The 20,127-nt window shown below is 39.6% G+C and carries 20 protein-coding genes and 1 pseudogene; 18 read left to right on the top strand and 3 right to left on the bottom strand.

What is annotated here, in order from left to right; all coding sequences use genetic code 11:
- Positions 1–185: 185 nt before the first annotated feature.
- The 10 genes from J2T13_RS22475 to J2T13_RS22430 all read left to right on the top strand — a co-directional run bounded on the left by J2T13_RS22475 (position 186) and on the right by J2T13_RS22430 (position 6,112).
- Entirely contained in the window at positions 186–629 is a 444-nt protein-coding gene (locus tag J2T13_RS22475) for a hypothetical protein (RefSeq protein WP_429374603.1), read from the top strand.
- Positions 630–723: 94 nt separating this feature from the next.
- Positions 724–921, top strand: a complete 198-nt coding sequence (locus J2T13_RS22470) for a hypothetical protein (protein WP_429374602.1) — start codon at positions 724–726, stop codon at positions 919–921.
- 59 nt (positions 922–980) lie between these two features.
- Positions 981–1,307, top strand: a complete 327-nt coding sequence (locus J2T13_RS22465; RefSeq protein WP_429374601.1) for a DUF3829 domain-containing protein — start codon at positions 981–983, stop codon at positions 1,305–1,307.
- Positions 1,300–1,530, top strand: a complete 231-nt coding sequence (locus J2T13_RS22460; RefSeq protein ID WP_429374600.1) for a hypothetical protein — start codon at positions 1,300–1,302, stop codon at positions 1,528–1,530. Before J2T13_RS22465 ends, J2T13_RS22460 begins: the two co-directional genes overlap by 8 nt.
- A gap of 41 nt (positions 1,531–1,571) precedes the next feature.
- Positions 1,572–1,889 carry a hypothetical protein gene (locus J2T13_RS22455; protein WP_429374599.1) on the top strand — a complete coding sequence of 106 codons (318 nt, stop codon included), beginning with the start codon at positions 1,572–1,574 and terminating at the stop codon, positions 1,887–1,889.
- Between the two features lie 49 nt (positions 1,890–1,938).
- Positions 1,939–2,679 (top strand): AraC family transcriptional regulator, encoded by a 741-nt coding sequence (locus tag J2T13_RS22450; RefSeq protein ID WP_429374598.1) that lies wholly within the window; start codon positions 1,939–1,941, stop codon positions 2,677–2,679.
- 32 nt (positions 2,680–2,711) lie between these two features.
- A complete protein-coding gene (locus J2T13_RS22445; RefSeq protein WP_429374597.1) occupies positions 2,712–3,422 on the top strand; it encodes a transglutaminase-like domain-containing protein in 711 nt (236 codons plus the stop codon).
- Between the two features lie 182 nt (positions 3,423–3,604).
- On the top strand, positions 3,605–4,642 hold the full coding sequence (locus J2T13_RS22440; protein WP_429374596.1) for an NADH:flavin oxidoreductase/NADH oxidase: 1,038 nt from the start codon (positions 3,605–3,607) through the stop codon (positions 4,640–4,642).
- A 160-nt stretch (positions 4,643–4,802) separates the two neighbouring features.
- On the top strand, positions 4,803–5,237 hold the full coding sequence (locus tag J2T13_RS22435; RefSeq protein WP_429374595.1) for a MarR family winged helix-turn-helix transcriptional regulator: 435 nt from the start codon (positions 4,803–4,805) through the stop codon (positions 5,235–5,237).
- Positions 5,238–5,491: 254 nt separating this feature from the next.
- Complete coding sequence (locus J2T13_RS22430; RefSeq protein WP_429374594.1) at positions 5,492–6,112, top strand: TVP38/TMEM64 family protein; 621 nt, start codon at positions 5,492–5,494, stop codon at positions 6,110–6,112.
- Between the two features lie 135 nt (positions 6,113–6,247).
- Here the strand turns inward: J2T13_RS22430 and J2T13_RS22425 are convergent, their stop codons facing one another.
- Together J2T13_RS22425 and J2T13_RS22420 are read right to left on the bottom strand one after the other, a co-directional pair.
- Positions 6,248–7,342, bottom strand: a complete 1,095-nt coding sequence (locus tag J2T13_RS22425) for a serine hydrolase domain-containing protein (protein ID WP_429374593.1) — start codon at positions 7,340–7,342, stop codon at positions 6,248–6,250.
- Positions 7,343–7,370: 28 nt separating this feature from the next.
- Positions 7,371–7,949, bottom strand: a complete 579-nt coding sequence (locus J2T13_RS22420; protein ID WP_429374592.1) for a TetR/AcrR family transcriptional regulator — start codon at positions 7,947–7,949, stop codon at positions 7,371–7,373.
- Between the two features lie 194 nt (positions 7,950–8,143).
- Here J2T13_RS22420 and J2T13_RS22415 point away from each other — a divergent pair, with 194 nt between their 5' ends.
- Both J2T13_RS22415 and J2T13_RS22410 read left to right on the top strand, forming a co-directional pair.
- Positions 8,144–8,587 (top strand): MarR family transcriptional regulator, encoded by a 444-nt coding sequence (locus J2T13_RS22415; protein WP_429374591.1) that lies wholly within the window; start codon positions 8,144–8,146, stop codon positions 8,585–8,587.
- Between the two features lie 46 nt (positions 8,588–8,633).
- Positions 8,634–9,455 carry an MBL fold metallo-hydrolase gene (locus J2T13_RS22410; RefSeq protein WP_429374590.1) on the top strand — a complete coding sequence of 274 codons (822 nt, stop codon included), beginning with the start codon at positions 8,634–8,636 and terminating at the stop codon, positions 9,453–9,455.
- Positions 9,456–9,636: 181 nt separating this feature from the next.
- On the opposite strand, the pseudogene J2T13_RS22405 reads toward J2T13_RS22410, so the two are convergent.
- Positions 9,637–9,957: pseudogene (locus tag J2T13_RS22405) on the bottom strand (SDR family oxidoreductase); the annotation flags it as partial.
- Positions 9,958–10,093: 136 nt separating this feature from the next.
- Between J2T13_RS22405 and J2T13_RS22400 the strand changes: the two are divergent.
- From J2T13_RS22400 to J2T13_RS22375, 6 genes are all read left to right on the top strand, one after another.
- Positions 10,094–10,999 (top strand): LysR family transcriptional regulator, encoded by a 906-nt coding sequence (locus J2T13_RS22400; RefSeq protein ID WP_429374589.1) that lies wholly within the window; start codon positions 10,094–10,096, stop codon positions 10,997–10,999.
- Positions 11,000–11,248: 249 nt separating this feature from the next.
- Positions 11,249–12,064 carry an AAC(3) family N-acetyltransferase gene (locus J2T13_RS22395; RefSeq protein WP_429374588.1) on the top strand — a complete coding sequence of 272 codons (816 nt, stop codon included), beginning with the start codon at positions 11,249–11,251 and terminating at the stop codon, positions 12,062–12,064.
- 340 nt (positions 12,065–12,404) lie between these two features.
- Positions 12,405–13,418 carry an RHS repeat domain-containing protein gene (locus tag J2T13_RS22390; protein WP_429374587.1) on the top strand — a complete coding sequence of 338 codons (1,014 nt, stop codon included), beginning with the start codon at positions 12,405–12,407 and terminating at the stop codon, positions 13,416–13,418.
- Between the two features lie 127 nt (positions 13,419–13,545).
- On the top strand, positions 13,546–14,013 hold the full coding sequence (locus tag J2T13_RS22385) for a hypothetical protein (protein WP_429374586.1): 468 nt from the start codon (positions 13,546–13,548) through the stop codon (positions 14,011–14,013).
- Between the two features lie 993 nt (positions 14,014–15,006).
- On the top strand, positions 15,007–16,215 hold the full coding sequence (locus tag J2T13_RS22380) for an S-layer homology domain-containing protein (RefSeq protein WP_429374585.1): 1,209 nt from the start codon (positions 15,007–15,009) through the stop codon (positions 16,213–16,215).
- A 14-nt stretch (positions 16,216–16,229) separates the two neighbouring features.
- Complete coding sequence (locus tag J2T13_RS22375; protein WP_429374584.1) at positions 16,230–19,619, top strand: DUF5704 domain-containing protein; 3,390 nt, start codon at positions 16,230–16,232, stop codon at positions 19,617–19,619.
- Positions 19,620–20,127: the final 508 nt, after the last annotated feature.

Genomic DNA, 20,127 nt, shown 5'->3' with positions numbered 1-20,127 from the left:
TAATCATCCTACTTTCACTCATCATGTAAAGAAATGGTTCTTCTTGCATAAATGGATACTCTTTTCCTTCGTGAAATAGTACTATAGAAGTTTATCTTTATCTAGTGAAGAAACGAGTCACCTAATCTTAACGGCTTTATAGTTTTTAGGTGTGACGTAAACTCGTAGATTGTGATCTATTTAACATGAAGGAGACGAGTATCCTGAAAGGGCTTACAATAGGATCAATGGCAGAGAACAATTGGCTGAAGAATGAAAATGTTAGCTACCTATTTCAAGGAGTTTCTGATGCATGCGAGAAAAACGATGCTAATTTGATTCGGTTTGGTTATATGAATGCTAACGAGTTATTGGACGTAGAGTCTCAACATCTTGTGATCACTGACTTGATAAAGGAGTTTCATCTCGACGGATTGATATTTCTTGGTTGGACACTTCCTGTTCAAGGTGAGAACCTTGAGATGTTATGGCAAATGGTGAAAGTGCCAATGTTCAGTATCGGGAAGCAAGTCGAACATATTCCCAGCAATTTCAATGCATGGGGGCTATTATTTACAAAAGCTTATTCTGCATCTGATTCGGTATCATGGATACAAGAAGATAGCATATATTTGTCCTTGGTCTTATGACGGTAGAAATGAAATTTATGAGCGGACATTAGTTAAGCAGGGTTTGTTTGATCCCGAATTGTATGTCAGCGAGTTGGAACTGAAAGGGCTGAACATGTATGAAAGGACACAACATGCGGTTTCTATTCTGTTGGATGAACGCAAGGTCGTCCCTGATGTTATTATCGCATTGACGATGGAAGAAGCGTATACCGTGCAAATGCTTCTCAAATCGAGAGGATATCTCATTCCAGATGATATCGCTATTTGTTCTTACGAGGATGGACAACGTAATCGGTACGCAAGATCATAATCGGAGTCAGTATAGGAATTAGAGGAAATCAGGAAGAGGAGATTAGTAAGGCGAGTGAATTGGAGAAATTCAATGCTTATGTTGATCTAGGTAACTATATTACGGGTTGGCTGGATATGGATGTGTATAGCTATACAGAGGACTTTGGTTGGGAGGAGGAAATGACCTTCAAAAATAATTTTGATATCCAGAAATTTGATAGTAGGGTGTTATCACCGATAATTGAAGGAGCCTTTGACATTGTGGATACAATATTGGAATATACCTCCAAAGACCCATCCTTCGGTGCCGCGGATGAAACAATGAAAGAACTGGCGCCTCGATGCAAATTTACTGGTTATTCAGAAATATACCGCTTATGCGAAGTTAGATCTATTCGTGGCTGACAATTTGGATAAGATTATGCGGTACTACCTCGAGAAATTTGGGGACACCGTAGAACTTAGCGTGGATAGCGGTATTAGCGTAAATAACGGAATCATGTTGGAGATTCAATCAGGTAATCTGCTGGGATTAGAATCGTTCATTACGATGGATCCATCCGTCGAGGGACTCGATAGTAGTGTTGGGGTCATATATCCGAAGCTGAACCATGAGGTAAGCCGCTGAAAGTTGCCTTCCATTCCGAGTTCTTGGGGAGTTTCACGAAGATGATTGAGAGTAAATTGGAGGGAATCGATCAAGATCAGTTCACGTTGACCACCAGTGCCTTGATGATGTTGTTGAATGCAATCGAGCTTGAAGAGGAGCTAGAGACGCAAAGAATCGCATCATTCGGTGAATGGACACCTGAGGATCTTGATGCCTTTAAGGTGAAGTATGATGTTCTTACGAAAAATACGAATCTCTTCTTGGAAAATACGCAGGATCAGGAACAACTAAAGAAGGAGAATCTGGATGGGACCTTACGGATCGCCGGATACAAATGTTGCTTCGTATTTACTAGAACTCCTATAATCTACAAGTAGGGATTGCAAGAAATAGTTGCTCGAGTAGTCGGTAGAAGGGGGAGGACAAATGTTACATCTATTATTTAGAGAGGAAGCTGTTCTATTCTCCATAGATTCACTTGACGCTGAGGAGCATCGCCATCATCTGTTGCAGATTATATATGCTGAGAAGCAACCGATGGAGATAACGATAGCGGATCATATGTTCCAAACATCATTTGTAATTATCGATACAGATGTTCCACACAAGGTGAACTCCTTAGGAACTGTAACGCATAATCTGCTAGTGGACCCCAGTTCTGCGTTATATGAATATTGTGATGCTAGTTGGTTAGTAGGGAGACCGTATGTATGTATAGACCAGCTCTGGATGGACTATGGAATTATGGAATCATCCGAGCATTTGTATAAAGTTGTTCAAGGGCTCGCAGACAGAAATACAACAGTTCATGCCATACGTCCGGATAATAGACGCAGACAGATCGATGAAGCGTTAAGTGTAATGCGCAGTGCTAGCAAGTTCTATACGCAAACCGAGATGGCTGCCTGCTTGAATTACTCTCCAAGTCATTTCTCCCGAGTCTTTAAAGCAGAGTATGGTGTAGCCTATAGCAGTTATGTCATTTTACTTAAACTAAAAAGTGCTTTTATCTTCATAAATAAGGGGTACTCTCTAACCCACGTTGCTCATGAAGCTGGATTTAGTCATTCCGCCCATTTGGCTGCCGTAGCCAAAAAAACATTGGGTATGTCGCTAACGAAAATTATGAAAGACAGCATAAATTTGAAAGTCATCGACCTTGGGTAGCATTAAGCTATAGCTAAGGGAGTTGATCAAGAATGAATACATATTTACAAGAAACGCAACTATTAAATTACAGTCATCCAATGATCGAACAATTGATTGAATCGAATCAATGGAGAAAGATCGATTCTTTACAGCAGCAGATTTCAGAAGTCTATAATTTTGTCAGGAATGAAATCAAATTCGGCTACAATCGTGGAGATGCTCTGACCGCAACTGAAATTCTGGGGGATGGCTTAGGGCAATGTAATACGAAAGGGATCCTCCTGATGGCTCTTTTGAGAGGTATAGGAGTACCATGCAGAATTCAGGGCTTCACTATTGACAAAAAAATGCAGAAGGGCGCGTTGAATGGAGTCGCTTATACGCTTGCACCCGCCAAGATCATTCATGCATATACAGAGATTCTGTATAATAACGAATGGTTAGCCTTGGAGGGCGTGATCGTTGACGATAAATTGCTCTCTCAAACGAAGAAACATCTTAGTGAGCAAGGGGATAAATGGATCGGTTATGGCGTTTCCGTTAAGAAAGAAGAGGGGTTCAATACATGCTTCAATGGAAAATCTACGTTTATACAATTTGCCTCAGTTATAGATCATTTGGGAACTTTTGATTCTCCAGATGAGTTATTTCTACAATATTCAAATAATAAATTGAAGTTTAAGATGTGGATCTTTAACACGTTTTTGAGAAAGGGGATGAATACTAATTTGCAAAATATACGCGATCACGGTGTGAAATAGTTGCGTAGCATCGGTAACGATTCATCAGATCAAGTGATCGGATAAAGCGTAAGATCAGTTGACAGATGCTATTATATTTATTATACTTCATTACATGCATGAGCATGCATTTAATAATTATACTTAAAAGCTCGTATACATGAGCATAATAAACTAGATGTTCTACATAGAGGAGAGAGATTATGAAAGATCTATTTACACCCTATGAACTTAAGGCGTTGAAACTAAAGAATCGTGTGGTTATGCCACCGATGTGTCAATATTCAGTAAGCAATAAAGACGGTATCGCTACGGATTGGCATTATATGCATTATGTGAGTCGAGCAGTAGGTGGAGCAGGCTTAATTATTATAGAAATGACCGATGTTGACCCTGATGGTCGAATTACCGATTTTGATCTTGGGATCTGGTCCGACGAACATATTCCGGCTTTAGCGAGAATCGTTGAGGCATGCCATTCTTATGGCGCTAAAGTAGGTATCCAGATTGCTCATGCTGGACGGAAGGCCGAAGATGCGGCGGTTCCTGTAGCTCCATCGGCAATTCCCTTTAACACTGAGTCTAAAACGCCTAGGGAATTATCGACTGAAGAAGTAAAAGAAATGGTCGAAAAGTTCCGAATGGGTGTACAACGTGCTATTAAAGCGGGAGTGGATGTGATAGAGCTTCATGGAGCGCACGGTTACCTCATTCATGAGTTTCATTCTCCTCTAACCAATCGTCGAAAGGATGTATATGGACAAAATTTAAATTTATTCGGAGAAGAAGTCATACGTGCGGCGAAAAGTGAAATGCCAACAGGTATGCCTTTAATCATGCGTATTTCCGCTAAGGAATATGTAGAGGGGGGATATGGCATTAACGAGAGCTTGGAGTTCAGCAAGTCATACAAAGAGGCTGGAGCAGATATGTTCCATGTGAGTGCTGGGGGTGAAGGTCCTATTGCAGCTGCTGGGAAACCAGGAACGCATGCAGCTTATCAAGTCTCCTTAGCCAGAGAAATCAAACATAATCTGAAAGTACCGGTTATTGCGGTTGGAAGATTGGATGAAGCTGTGCTTGCCAATGCTGTAATCGGTAATGAAGATGCTGACCTTGTTGCTGTAGGACGGGGAATGCTGAGAAACCCTTACTGGGCTTTAGAAGCGGCGGTTCAACTTCATAAAGAGACAGACATTCCCAAACAGTATGAACTTGGATATCCTCGAATATCAAGATAAGGACGACATCGGAATGTCATGATTTCCTTCTAAGGAGACCGGCTTTGCTAGCTTAAGCGGGTCTCTTTCTTTTATACAAAATCGGTGTTGTAATGTTATAATACGCTAAGAAAAATAATCAATTCATGACTATCTTTACACACAGGAGAGGAATTGTGAGATGAAGAATGTCCTTAACAATGACCTTATAACTAGCTGGTTCACTTTAACGCACATACAAATGAACGTTGCCAATACATTGGAAGCGAATTTGCAAGAGAAGCACCAGTTGTCTTTAAAAGAATTTTATATGCTGTTATTCCTGTCTGAAGCACCAGAGCAGAAACTCAAATTACAACAATTAGAATCCATGGTCGGCTTAAGTCAGAGCGCCGTCTCTAGGCTGGTTAGCCGATTTGAAGCAAAGGGCTGTGGAGCTTTACAAAGACATGCGTGTGATCAAGATCGAAGAAGCATCTATACTGCGTTGACACCGCTGGGTCAAGACAAGCTGGACAGGGCACAAGGAACTTTTAAGGAGATATTATTAGAGGCCTTTCCCGACCAACAAGTAGAACAACTGCTACAACAGATGCTTGATTTAAAACAACAATAAGACTCGCTAGATGGGTGAAAGTAAAGGACTGTTCCTAGAGCAGTCCTTTTAGTATGACAACGAAGTTGTTTTAATTTATTTTGAGTTTATATAGTACTGTTATAATCATAGTAGTCATTATATAAAGAGTAAGATCAGGAGATACTCCTGAGGATGCACAATCATATATATTATAACCTAGGGGGAAATCTTCAATTCATAAAAAAATACGCATCGTCTCTTTTGTTTCCCTAATTATCATTGTTATTGTTCTATTGAAATCGGGTATTTTGTCGGCGTTAGTAAAGGTTGATTTGAATACGATTCGTGAAATGTCCGATGGGAACCTTTATATAGCTCTGCTCATTACGTTAGTTATAATGATCATACAGAATGTATTCACGATCATTCCTTTAATTCTGGTGATTTCACTGAATATTTCCTTGTTTGGACTCTTTAACGGTTACTTATGGAGTTGGATAACAAGTGTTATAGGAGGTGTTGCGGTCTTTTTAATGTCGCGGTATTGGTTTCAAGATCTATTGTTGAAGCATCTTAATCCCAAATACCAAAAGTGGAGTGCGGTAGAAAACAAAGGTTATCTATTTGTATTTTTAGGGAGGATTTTTCCCTTTGCTCCTACCAGTCTGATTAATATCTTAGCGGGTATTAGTACCGTTTCTTTAGGGAAATTTATACTCGGCACAATAACCGGAAATATGATTTACTTCTTCATTCTATCCTTATTTGTCCATGGGTTCTTTTCTATCCAATTTGAGAACAACATCACGATTGTCCTCTGTGTTGTAATTTTACTGTTGGCATTGATCCTATGGCGATTCAAATCTAAGCGCTCCAGGAAAAGGGGAAAAGGAACCGACCTAGGAAGATTATAGGAGAGAATAGAAGAAGTGGCTGCGGATACTGGTACTGATCAAGATCGCCGTAATTAGCGACGATACGTTATAAGAGAACAGCTGGGCAGAAGAAGATTAACTTCTTCTGCCCAGCTGTTCTCTTAATAATGGACTCTAACGATCATCACATTTCGCAAGGATATCAATGGTTTTAAGCATTAGACGTATTCCTTTTCTATTGTAACGAAAGTGATTCAGACCGCCAATTAGATAAGTATCCATGACTGGATGGTAGAACATAAACGTTCCGGTTGATCCGGCATTTCCCCATACATTATATCTTTTTGGCATAAATAACGGAACGGTTTTATAATTCATTATTCCATAGCCATAATCAATACCTATGAAAAACTTCGCCCAATCTTTCTTCATATCTGCCAGAGTATCTTCTCTAAGAATCTCATGATGTACCAGTGCTTTCATGAATTTAAGTAAATCCTCATTCGTAGAGACAATTCCACCTCCAGCATAACTAATACTAAGGCTAGTATAGTCTGTGATATTGATATTTCGTCCATAGAACTGAGCCATGGGATATTCGCTTGGTGTCGTAGATTTAGAATGATGAGAAAGATACGAGTGTTTCATCTCAAGCGGTTCAAATAGAGTATGCCGAAGAACTTCGTGAAAGGGTTGCGATGTTATTTTCTCAATGATTAATCCCAATAGATTATAGCCAGTGTCTGAATAATGAAATCCTTTACCTGGAGGAAAATGTGATCTCAAATGCTCTTTAGACCATTGAATGACTGCTTGTGGTGTCCAGAAATGGGAGGGTTCATCGAAAACCAAATCAAGTAAAGATTTACCCTGTTTAGGTTGATCTTCGATAAAGCAGTTCAGGCCGGACGTGTGATTCAATAAATGTTTAATTTGGATATCGTGTGTATAATCGGTTCCTTTGAAAATATGTAGATCCTGCAAGAGGTCTTGATCCAAATATGTAGAGAGGGTATCTTCGTAGGATAGCAGTTCCTGTTCAACGAATAGGCCAATCAATACGGCTGTGAACAGCTTTCCAATGCTAGCAATGAAATAAGGTTGTTGGGTATTTGCGGTCATACTGCCCGTGGAACCCTCCGCCCTATTCCAGTGGATGCCGAGTTTATCCGAATGGACTAACATATAAGCATTATATATTCTAGGATCCTTGTGTACTGTCTTTCTAAAAAGGTCTGCCATTAAGGCTTCAACGTTGTTCTTATTCATGTACACATCACTCCTAAATTGAATGGTGTCACTTCAACGTTCCATTCTTGCGCGAGCGAACGCCAGCAATAATATCTTTGCCTGTGCTTTCCATCATCTCGATTAACTTCTCTTCATTAACATCTGCTGGAAACAACCCGTTGACATCCATGACGGATAGACCCATTTGAAATACTTGCATCTTGAACAAAACTCCCATTATATCCTGATCAGAGAATCCCTCAAGCTCTGGTCCTTGCTTCATCTGTTCGAGAATGGTTCCCATTGGCGGCTGGACATCTTGCAAGTAAACATTGTTATTCATGACCATGTCATTAAAAAGAACGCGATACTCTCGAGCAAATTTTAGGCTGGCAATGCCGATATTAAGAAATGGATCTGGGCTATACTGCGTCATTAACATCTGCTGGGAAATCTCATGGATTCTGTTCATTACTTCCTTCTTAAGCTCATCGATATCAGTGAAGTTCACATAAATAGGAGCGATTGAGCTTCCCATGTGCTCAGCCACTTTTCTTATTGTGATATGATCCATACCTTCTGCCTTCGCAATGTCAAAGGCTACTGAAATGATCGTTTCCTTCGTGAATTTTTTCTTGGGTGCCATAAGGATCTCCTTGTTCTTATCTTAATGTATCATATGTTATGTATCATGTGATATACATTGAATATTATACAATCTATTTAGAATTGTAAAGAGTTATTATGTGTGATGATGAGCTATTGACTTATCAAATAATACAATATACAGTGTGTTTAGTAGCTAAACAGATAGAGAGGAAGGGTTTTATGGAGAGTTCCATGACAGTCGAAGAGCTTGTTGAGATTTTTGATAGAGTAGTAAATAAATATATCGCAAACGACAAAAAACCTAATTATTATGGAACTGATATTCTACTTCATGCTTCCGAAGTCCATACGATTGATGTGATCGGGAAACATGAAGATGTTAACATTACGCAGTTAGCTAAATACCAGGGAGTAACCAAGGGCGCAGTCTCGCAAATGATCAATAAACTATGTAAAAAAGAGCTGGTGAATAAGGAGGCCTCTCCCCAAACAGAGAACGAAGTGGTTTTGAATCTTACACTGAAAGGGAGAGTGGTTTATGAATCCCATTTAGAGTATCATCGCTTATTTTATAAGAGATTATCAATCATGATAGAAAAGTTACCAGCGGATTCCATTCGTATTTTTAACAATATGATTTGTGAACTTGAAGCGGTTTTAGACGAAAGAGTGTAGTTTGCCACACTTAGTGAAATTAATCACTTGTTATGGAGGAGTTCCCATGCAGATAAAAGTTCTAGTTGAAAACACTACGATTTCTTCACAATATCGTTCTAAACATGGACTATGTGTATATATTGAAACACAAAAGCATAAGATACTTTTCGATTTAGGTTCTGATCAACTCTTTTTAGAAAATGCCTCTAAATTAAGTGTGGATATTGAGGATATAGATATTGTGGTTATCTCTCATGGTCATAAAGATCATGGGGGTGCATTAAGAATCTTTCTACAACATAATAGTAAAGCTAAGATCTATATTCACCAATTAGCTTTTCAAGAATATTACACTAGTGTCATAGGATTTAAATATTATATTGGTCTCGATAGAAGTTTAGCGAATAACGATAGATTTATTCTAATAGAGGATGACTATATCATCGATGATGAGTTGCAATTGTTTTCTAATATTCAAGAACATGAGCTATGTTCGAAGTCTAATGATTCACTTTACATAAAAACGAATGGTAAATATCTGCAAGATACATTTCTCCATGAACAAAACTTGATCATTACAGCGGATAATACAAAAGTATTAGTTGCAGGTTGTGCTCATAATGGGATAGTGAATATTCTGAATAATGCTGAACAATGTTGTGATTCTGATATGGATGTTGTCATATCCGGCTTCCATTTATTTAATCCCGTTTCACGGAAAAGTGAGAGTGAAGAGTTGATCAAGGGTATTGCTAACCAATTGAGTACAAAACAAACCCAGTTCTTCACATGTCACTGTACAGGAAAGAAAGCTTACCATATGCTGAAAACAATGATGGGGGACAACTTAATGTATTTACCGACGGGGAGTTGCTTGGAAATTTAGAAAGATAGCCCCACCTCGTCCTCTTCATCCAAAATGCTAAAGGCACCAGCAGAAGACTGTCCCATATGAGGTTACAACATGGGGTTAGTGCTTCTGCTTAACCATAGTCATGTGTACAATGTACTCAACATGGAAATCTCATTGTGTGACATGAGATCGTGATCCCATTGGCTGGTTCTAATCAGGTTTCCGTCATGATGCCGCCATTAACATGCAGTACCTGACCAGTCATGAATGACGAGTCGTCCGAAGCCAAATAAATGTATGATGGGGCGAGTTCAAACGGCTGACCTGCACGCTTCATCGGCGTCCATATGGGACCCGGTGCCACGGCGTTGACGCGTATTCCCCGATCAACTAATTGCAGTGATAAGGAACGTGTAAAGGACACAACGGCTCCTTTGGTTGAAGAATAATCGACGAGAAGAGGAGCGCCTGCATAGGCGGTTACGGACGCTGTACTGATGATGGAGCTGCCGGGACAAAGACTAGGGAGTGCGGAATGGTGAGTTTGTTTATTGGATAGTTAATTTCGGTTGGAATTTTTATCGGACTTCGAATTTGATATATAATGTAAACCATACAAAGGGTTCATGCTTCCCTGTAGATTGATGGGAACATAGAAAGGATTAAATCTATTGACTCTACAACAACTGAAATATGCTATTGAAATCGCTAATCGGGGTTCGATGAATGAAGCTGCGAAGCGGTTGTTTATATCCCAGCCTAGCCTTTCTAACGCGATAAGGGATTTGGAAGAGGAACTTCAAATCACTATTTTTGAGAGAACCAATAAAGGCATTACACTTTCTATAGAAGGGGTAGAATTTCTTGGGTACGCGCGACAGGTCATCGAACAGGCAGAACTACTAGAAAGTCGTTATTTGGATGGAAAGCCCTCACCCCAGCATTTTTCAGTATCTACCCACCATTATGCTTTTGCTGTGAATGCATTCGTGAATCTAGTTCGAGAATATGGACTGGATGAATACGAATTGGCTCTGCGAGAGACAAAAACGCATGAAATTATCGAGGATGTCAAGACTCTGCGTAGCGAGATTGGGATACTGTATCTTAATGAATTCAATACCAAGGTGATTAACAAGATGCTTACATCTGCAAGTCTGAAGTTCAACAGCTTGTTTACAGCTAAGCCGCATATTTTTATTAGTGTTAATAACCCATTAGCGCAGCAATCGATAGTTACTATTGACCAGCTTGAGCCTTATCCTTATCTGTCCTTTGAACAGGGTGAATACAATTCTTTTCATTTCTCCGAAGAGATTCTTAGCACTTTATCGCATAAGAAGAGTATTCGTGTAAATGACAGGGCAACACTTTTCAATCTATTGATTGGCTTGAATGGTTATACGATTTCTACGGGAGTGCTTAGTGCTGATCTGAATGGTAATGAAATTATTCCTGTCCCTTTGGATTGTGACGAAACGATCAGTGTGGGTTGGATAAGTCATAAGAATGCCTCTCTCTCAAAGCTTGCAACAGCTTATATTGAAGCTCTTCATCAGGCAATAACGGAATGGTAAGTGGAATATAAGTACTTAACGCTTGGATTTATCAGAGAGATCGCCGACGGAATTTGGAAGTAGAACTCATGTAAGAGATGCACCTCATAGAATATTCATTGAAGAACCCTCTAGGTTAATCCAATGAATATCTAAGGGGTGCATTTTTTAGCGAGAAAAGGACGAGTCGGGAGTGGGTTGAACTTAATTAGATAGCCATGTAAGCTTAACCCTATAAAGGAAACAACAACATCAAGGAGGTTGTGATTTATGCATACACACATTAGCCTATCAGAACAGTTACATCAGATGGGAATTAATCAACAGGGTGTCGTACTTGTTCACTCTTCTTTAAAAAGCATGGGTGAGGTAGACGGAGGAGCTAATACGGTCCTTAACGTTTTGGAAGAGTATATGAAAGAGGGGCTGCTTGTTCTTCCTACGCATACATGGGCTAATATAAATGCAAATAATCCTACATTTTATGTGGAAGAATCACCCTCGTGTATCGGCATTATTCCAGAACTTTTCCGTAAGCGCCCAGGTGTCATTCGGTCTTGGCATCCAACACATTCCGTGGCAGCTCTGGGTCAGGATGCGCTGTCATTCACTACGGGTGATGAGCAGTTTGATACGCCTTGTGCGAGAGGTTCAGCTTGGGGCAAGTTGTTAGATCGACAAGCGACCATTCTACTTCTGGGTGTGGACTTACGTAGGAATACTTTTATGCATGGAGTAGAAGAATGGCTTGATATTCCAGGTAGAATGACAGATGATCATGAGAATCTGCAGACCGTTCTTAGTGACGGTACAGTCATTGAAGTCCCCTCTCGTAGGCATTGTGGAGAGTCATGGTCAGAGTATTTCTGGAAGGTTGAAGACATATTGGTGGAGAAAGGTGCAATTGTATATGGACAATTAGGTGATGCCGTTGTGCGCGTATGTGACACTGTTAAGATGACGGAACTGCTTACGCAAATGTTACGTGTATTTCCAGATTTGTTCTCGGACAACGAACCCCTAACTGAGCATATGCAACAGTTATTTAGGCAAGGCAATGAAGCATGGCCACGTGACGGGAGATGAGAAAAACTTAGTATATATATTATTGGATTATAGAAATCGTGAAATTATTGCTTCAAGCCACCACCTGAAGGATATGAATAAAGAGTAACTTTAGGAAAAACCTCCGCAAAGAATGAACGGAGGTTTTTTGATCCTTCTAACCTTTAGGGAATTGAGAATTAGTATGACCTAGCTAATGATACCTACAGGGAGTAGTATACAGGGATAATATTTTTTGCCGTATTTAATAAAATAATTGAATCTAATGCAATAAAAAGTTTAAATGGAATATCATCCACTACACCACCAGGCTTCGAGTTGCTAACAACAAATGGACTCCTAGCGGAATATGATCCACCGTATGGACAGCGACAAGGAAGAATTTCCAACTGTAGGATATACCAAGGATAACCGATTGTTTAGTATAGGCGGGTATCCCGTGGAGATGGATGCGGACGGGAATCTGCTGTACATGAGCGATGGACAGACGATGGCATCCTATGAATATGATGCCCGTAACCGACTGGTGAAATCGGGTAAAGCCCTTTATACGTACGACTCTCAGGGGAATCGGACCTCCATGACATGGAAAGGGAAGACAACTCGGTATGTGGTCGATGCCGTGTCGGAATTAAGCCGAGTACTGATGGAGTTAGATCCTGAGGGAAACCCGAAAGCCACCTATGTCTATGGTCTAGGGCTGATCGGACGAGAAGATGCACAGGGGAATTACCAGAGCTACCACAGTGATCTCCGTGGAAGTACCACCCTATTGACGGATGAACAAGGCAGCGTGAGCGACCGATATACCTATGGACCGTATGGAGAGCTAGAAAAGCACGAAGGAAAGACAAATCAACCGTTTGGTTATAATGGTAGGGATGGCGTGCAATCGGATCCGAATGGACTCTATTATATGAGGGCAAGGTACTACCATCCGGTATTACAACGATTCTTGAACCGAGATGTCTTGCGTGGAGATCTGTTGGATGGACAGACGCTGAACCGCTATGCCTATGTAAACGGAGATCCGATTCGTTATATTGACCCGATGGGATTAATGAAGGGGCAGTGTGATGGTTTACCTGAGGGTAAAGGTCTTGAAACCAGAGGATACAAACCGCAAGGGGATGAGAGAACATTTGAAGGGTATGTGAAGAAAAACGTTCCTGCTAATAAAGAAACAACACTTCATACACAATCAAAGGGATTTAATAACAATTCGAAGGGTACTAATCCTGAAGGACAGTTCAAAAGATATGGAATTGAACTGCACGCAGGTCTATCACCTCACGTTCACCAACCGACAAGACATGTGAACAAAAATGGTGAAATATTTGGGGGCAAGGTGTTAAAACACAAAATGGAGGAATGACTACTCCCGGCAAAAAAGATATTAGTCAGCTCTATGACTATTTGAACAACGGAAAGTATCGAAAATAGTAGTATGACTTTAATAAATGGGGTGGCTAAAATTTATGCCATCCCTATGGGGTGAAATAATGGCGGAAGTTATATTTGACTGCACCCAGTTCCTTTCATTTGATTTGGATGAAAATGCTGATGTGTCTTATTTACTAACTGTTTTTGAAGAAAAGAATAATTTCAGAGTTCTACCAGAAGGTGAAATACTATCGAAGAAGTTATCTCACCTCAATCGGTTTTTGCATTCCACTACTTTTGAAATTCAAAATCAAGAATTTATAGGCGAATTTGATGAGTGGTTAGAGCTAGAGGAGATTCCAAGTGCAATTGTAGAATTCGGTCGGAATTTACAGGAATTCTGCCGAAACAAGCATGTCAAGAATCTCACTATTATACTGGTTCGATATGCGTATAGCGAGAAGAATGATGACAATGTCTTTGTCGGAGAGTTCCATAGAGATAATATCTTCGAAGGATTATACCATGCTTCAGTTTTTGGAAACTCAGGAAACATAGTTGCATTGAGGCTATTTAACAACATTTAACTTTTGTTTGGTGGAGCTATCCACTGCCAAATGAACCCATCATTCAACCAATAACACACTTAACCTATGTAATAACGCTACGGGAATTTCTTCATTTCCTTTATACGCATATAAATGCTTGAAAAGCATAACCTAAATAACGCTATACAGATATATCTAACAGGTCGATTATGGTCAGATACCACCATGATTGACCTGCTTTTTGCTATCTTCGTTTTCTAACGGTTTTTTCAAATTTGTTCGCAACTGTAAAATACCCTACAACGATAGGGATGGTGAGAAGGGTATGAATCGCAACTTTCAAAATAGACAGTACAACAACTACAGTAATAGCGGTGGACAAAGATTCCTTTATCTGCAAATTAACTGACCAGAGCGACGATTCTGTGCAAGAGAAGATTCTGGTGATGACCAGTCAACATATAGTTTGACATCCCATTACCTATATCAGAGTTATTCACTTTATTAATTAAACGGTTATTATCGGATTTATGAACAAAGAGATGCAAAAATTAAGGAGAAAAGTAGAGAATATAAAAACATAGATACTAGGATTTTATTTGATAAGAAATAATACGACAAATAATCCCAAATTACTATAGTATACTTAAAAAGTCCTACTATGCCGTATCTTCTCAAATACAGTGTTATAGATTAAAGAATCTACTCTAACAAAGTACTTTAGCTAGCTACATAACAGTAGTGCTTGTAATCCAGAATGAAGGTTGCTACACATACCTCATATCGAAATGTAAGGAACCATGACAATCAAGTTTAACTACTCGCAGCTTCTACCCGCGTTGCCTAGCCTAGCCTCTAGTTGAACTACACGCGAAGTATGCCTGTGGAGCTCACTCGACATGTAAGCTTGTGCCAAGCGGCAAGCATAACGGTCGATACTCAGTTTATAAACTGTCTAAGCAAGATCAATCCTTTTTTTTGAGAAGCTAGAGATTCTAGTAATTTATCCAAGATCATAGGAGTGTGATGAAAGTGAAAGTATTTATGAAATTATTAATGGTAGGGAGCATCGCTTTTTCTGGTATGACAAGCTTTACAACGAATGTTTCGGTGGCAGCTTCGGTAAGCAGTTTCAATGATGTTAAAGCTGGGTTTTGGGCGGAAAGTACTATAAAGGCGGCTGTAGAGAAGGGTTATGTGGATGGTTATCCAGGCGGATTGTTTAAACCTAATCAAGAAGTGACAAGGGCTGAATTTGTGAAAATGTCGGTGACAGCTTTGGGGCTTTCTGTAGAAAAGGGAACAGGAAAATGGTATGAGGACTACGTAAAAGTAGCTGAGGAGAACAAGTTATATCTTACTAGCGATTTTAATAACCAGGAATCAGAGTGGAATAAAGCGATGACACGTGCAGAAATGGCCAAAGTTGCGGTACGTGCTACAGGTAAACTTGAAACAGAAGAAGATAAGTGGATGTATCTTGCTACTAAAAAAGGCCTTATCACGGGTCTAGGTGCAGGACAACTTGGGTTGAATGAGAAGACGACTCGGGCACAGTCTGTAACGATTATAGAGCGTATTCTGAAAGTGAACAATGGTGAAACATTGGCTGTTGATAAGTATGCGGTATCCAGTGCAGAACTTGTATGGCATGGTACTAATATTTTCACGGTTATGCCCGAGTTCTTCGTTGATTCAAGGAAGACGGAGAATGTTGAGGAACTTTGGAAGGAAGAAAAGATGACGATTACTTCGAAAGATGGTCTTTGGAAAGGGCAACTTATAGAATTAATTGCGATTGACCTTGAAGATCCGAAAGATCCGAACTTGAAGCAGATACCTGCAATATCTAAATTGAAATGGGAAAATGAAGCCCATAGTATGCAAAAGGGGATAGCAGTAAGTAAATTTATGGATAGTTATATTTTATATTATAAAACTAAGGTTTTATACAATAAGGCTCCTGATAAATATTTTGATAAACCTTATGTACCGTTTGACTTCACTGGATTAAATTCACCAAATGAGGATCTCTTTTATGCTGGAAAACAATTAAACATGGTTGCTAGGGTATTCGAAAATAAGGCATTAGACTTATCAATGTTTATTGTTCCAAAAAAAGGATGGAGGCAAGGTACGGACTTAAGAATTAAACTTAGAATACCATCATTTTCAAGCTACAACTTTTTGTCACAAGAAATTTTAAAAGTATCAGGCCCTCAAATTAATGGATTATTCTAATAGGGGGTAACAATATGATTTGTAAATCGAGAAAATTCACGAAAGTTTTTCTACTGACTTGTTTAATTGGTTCGATTCTACAGCTATTGTTTATTGATTCTATCGAAGCTGTGGCTGGTGAGACATTGTGGAAAACAGCAGATATTATATACAATGCTAATTCAGATAATCTTAAAAAGTCGCATAGTTCTGTATTCTACAAAGAAAAAACGGTAGAATCGAAACCATTTAGCTTAGATGCAGGTTCAGGAAAAATCATAACAAAAATTGTCTTGAAAAAAGATGGAGTTTCATATCAGGAGCCTATAATTGTAAACTCACAAAAGTATACAAATAAAATCACTCTGAATGGACAAGGGGTACCTGTAAAATCAACTGATAATGAAAAAAATGGATCATGGTTTTCATGGGAACGCGGAAGTCGAGATGTACACTGGAAACCTGGTGATGGTGATAACTACACTATTGGGGCTATTACCACACCAGGTAGTGATACCTCAAATGGATTTTCGAGGGATATGTGGCCCGGTCGATTTATTACACAGGTCGTTTCTTACACACGTGCAAATCCTTATGTGAGTGTGGGGTCCGTCGATTATGGGCAGTTTGCTACAAAATATATAGATGATAGTACTGAAACATTACTAGCAGCCAATCCATTCCAAAATGGAATTAATGTTTCTAAATCTATTAATGGTGAAGTAATAACTCCCACAGGGGTTTCTGGACCAACAGATCCAACCACAACAATTAATGGTATGAAAGTATTAAATCTTGATAAAGCAGAGATTGAATTCACACAGGATCATGGTCATGAAGGTGAAAGGGTAAATTTAGGAACCCCCGGTGCAGCCATGATGTATTACTTTGCTTTTTACAGATATGATATTAAAACGTTTACGTATCGCTACCCAGATACATATGAGGTTTATGTCAAAGACGGTGATGGAGAAGATACGCCAGGAGGGGCAGGAAGCTGTACGTGGACGATTCAGCCACCAAGCCAAATAGCTGCACCACAGACGATCTCTATGGACCCTAAGGCAACAGGTGTGATCAAAGCGGATGATCCTAGTAACTCACCCTATAGCTTCGATGTTGGACAAGGTATACCTACCTCAGACTATCTATACGCGAATACATTAGGATTGAATTATCTGTTTCAGCACACATTCGGAAATCAAGTCGGGAAGATTAACTATGATTGTAGTGTAGATCTCACCTACGTACTGACTTGGAAAGAAAAGCAGGATGATATAATAGGAGCCGACGGGGAAGCAATACCTCAAGATGATAAAGAAATGTCTGAAACGGAGGACAAGAATTATTCATTCAGTTTCACACGCGATTATGACTACTGGACGATCAATCATTTAGAAGTTTATATCATCAACAAAGCAATCATGAGCAATTACGCCCTACCTAGCGGTACGGTGACGTTAAATCCAACGGGATATATACCGCCAACATTGGAAACGAAGCAGAGTGATCCTGTAGGAGATCACGTATATCCAAAGGAAACAGGAACTATTTCATTCACTCCACCAATACAAGATGGAGGATATTCTAGACCTTCTCCAGATGATCATTCAGGTTTGTTACTCGGAATGGCCGAATCTCAAACTCAGGATGCCGAGGTTCAGAATGATAAGGTGAACTTTAATGGGGAAATCATCATGAAAGATGACAAGGTTATTAAAAAAGCCCCTACGCCAGGAAAGATTCCTGAGTCTCCTATGATCGGTAACAGAGTGCTATACATGGATAACCAACTCATTATTAAAACGCTTATCAACAAAGCCAATACGCCAAGTTCGGGCACGATATTCTATGATCTCCTAGACGGTCATGTAGGAGGCAGTGGTGGAAAGGACTTCCCTATCAATAATATCAATACGGTGACAGTACATACACCTGTGGTGAATTATTCCTCCGTGACCGATGATGAAGAACATAATCAGAAGACAAACCCGAATTATAATCGTGCGGCTTTTATATTGGAGAGACCTTTCACCGTCCGAATTCCTACGGAGGGGCAACATGTGAATTATCCGGGTTATGGAGATCGGGATTACGCCAAGTATTATCGAACGAAACAGGTATGGTTTCCGTTCGATGTATACAATGGAAGTCGAACCCAGTTTATTCCTAAGAATACCTGGATAGATATTCCGGTTAACCAGTTAGATACTGCATTCTATTTACCGGTATGGGTGGATGAAGGAAATTACCAGGTGTTGCTCCGAAATATTGCTGAGAATGCACCCGCAGATTTCGATGTTCAACCGGACGCCAACACGGAACTGAGAAATCATGTGGCTACAGATGAAATATCGGTAGAGGTGATTGGAAGGTTATATGATTTCCACATCACAGATATAGTGGATTACAATTGGGAAACGGTCTTCCGGACACGGAAAGGAAGCCTCCAACAAACAGGAATCTCCTATTGGGTGGGAATGAATAGTATTGATGGCGACCCACGTGGGAACGATTCGAAGTTTACAGTACCCATTCTTCCCGGAAGTCATCCCATACAGGGGTTTAAAAACGTGGCGATTAAGCAAGGATACCACTACAAATTTGATTTCAAGACCAAAGGAAATATGTTTGGTCCCACAGATGGGATTCGGATCACACCTACCTTTAATTATGTAAGTAAAGATGGAACAATGACCACGCCGGTGGATTTATATTATCATGCAAGCGACAAAAATTTTGTGAAAATAGGTTCGAATGATGACCAGGTCAAGAGATATGTCCTGATGAACGAAAGAATGCGAAATGTACCGAATGAGGAGTTAACGGATACTGCTGAATTTAAGTATAGGAACTACTATACTTCAGGCCAACTCATCAATACATCTATGAACCAATTCGTAGAGAACTATATCAACAAGAGTACGAAGCAAAAAACACCTGTGGGTGGATATGATCTGTTATTACTACCCGAACAGCTACGAACATTTATAGGACCTAAAAGTAGCATTCCATCATCTGTCAATACAGACCGAGCTTTGGCTGCGATCCAACATTGGTATGGAGAATATAGCATTCCAGCGGATACGTACGTCGTGAAGCAAGGGATCAAACTGTACCAGAATGGTCCTTTTGATGAAAAGGCATCGATGTTCTTGAAAGATGGATATATTGTAGTGAACTTCAATATTGAATCCATACAACAAGGAGATTTAGCGAATCCACACTTACAATATATCAATGCTCCCCTGATGAATAAAGTGGTGAATGGGGTACAGAGGAACAATCAGTGGAGAATGGAAGGATTTAATCACAACATCCAAGATTCCTATGGCAATCGATTTCATCTGATAGATGGAGACGTAGTATTCTACAACGCGGACAAGTCGAGCCGAGATGATTTTGGATCACAGGTACCCCATTAGTTCAGGAGTGATATTGAAACTGAAAATCTCCAAGCGGTATAATCATTAAATGAATAACCTCGATTAGCTTAAATGCTAGCCGAGGTTTCTTTTTCATTATAAGGTTGGATGCGATCGATGCGATCAGGTGTCGAGTTCATAAAGGAATAACATTCTGCCCCCATATGGAATGGACGGATTCAATAAGAGTGTTTTTGTCGGACTTATGAACAGGGAATTGCAGAAATTAAGGAAATAAGTAGAAGTATAGAAACTAAATTTGATATTTTTATTTAATAATACATAAAACGATAAATATTTCAAATTGACTACTATATAATTGAAAGAACTGAAAACGAACGAGTGGTGGATGCTCAATATTTCAATTTCGATATTAAAGATGATCCGACAAGAGGAATTCCAAAATTTTATTAACTCAACTTTCGCAGCTGGATTATCAGCTTAAACCCTTAAGACCGTAAGAAGAAATCAATAAATTTATCCGTATTGACAAAAACACCTCGCTTGT

It is taken from the genome of Paenibacillus sp. DS2015 (assembly GCF_050433705.1).
Lineage (GTDB): Bacteria > Bacillota > Bacilli > Paenibacillales > Paenibacillaceae > Paenibacillus_AQ.
The sequence above is the reverse complement of the archived record's forward strand: the minus strand, read 5'-3'. Positions and strand labels throughout refer to the sequence as shown.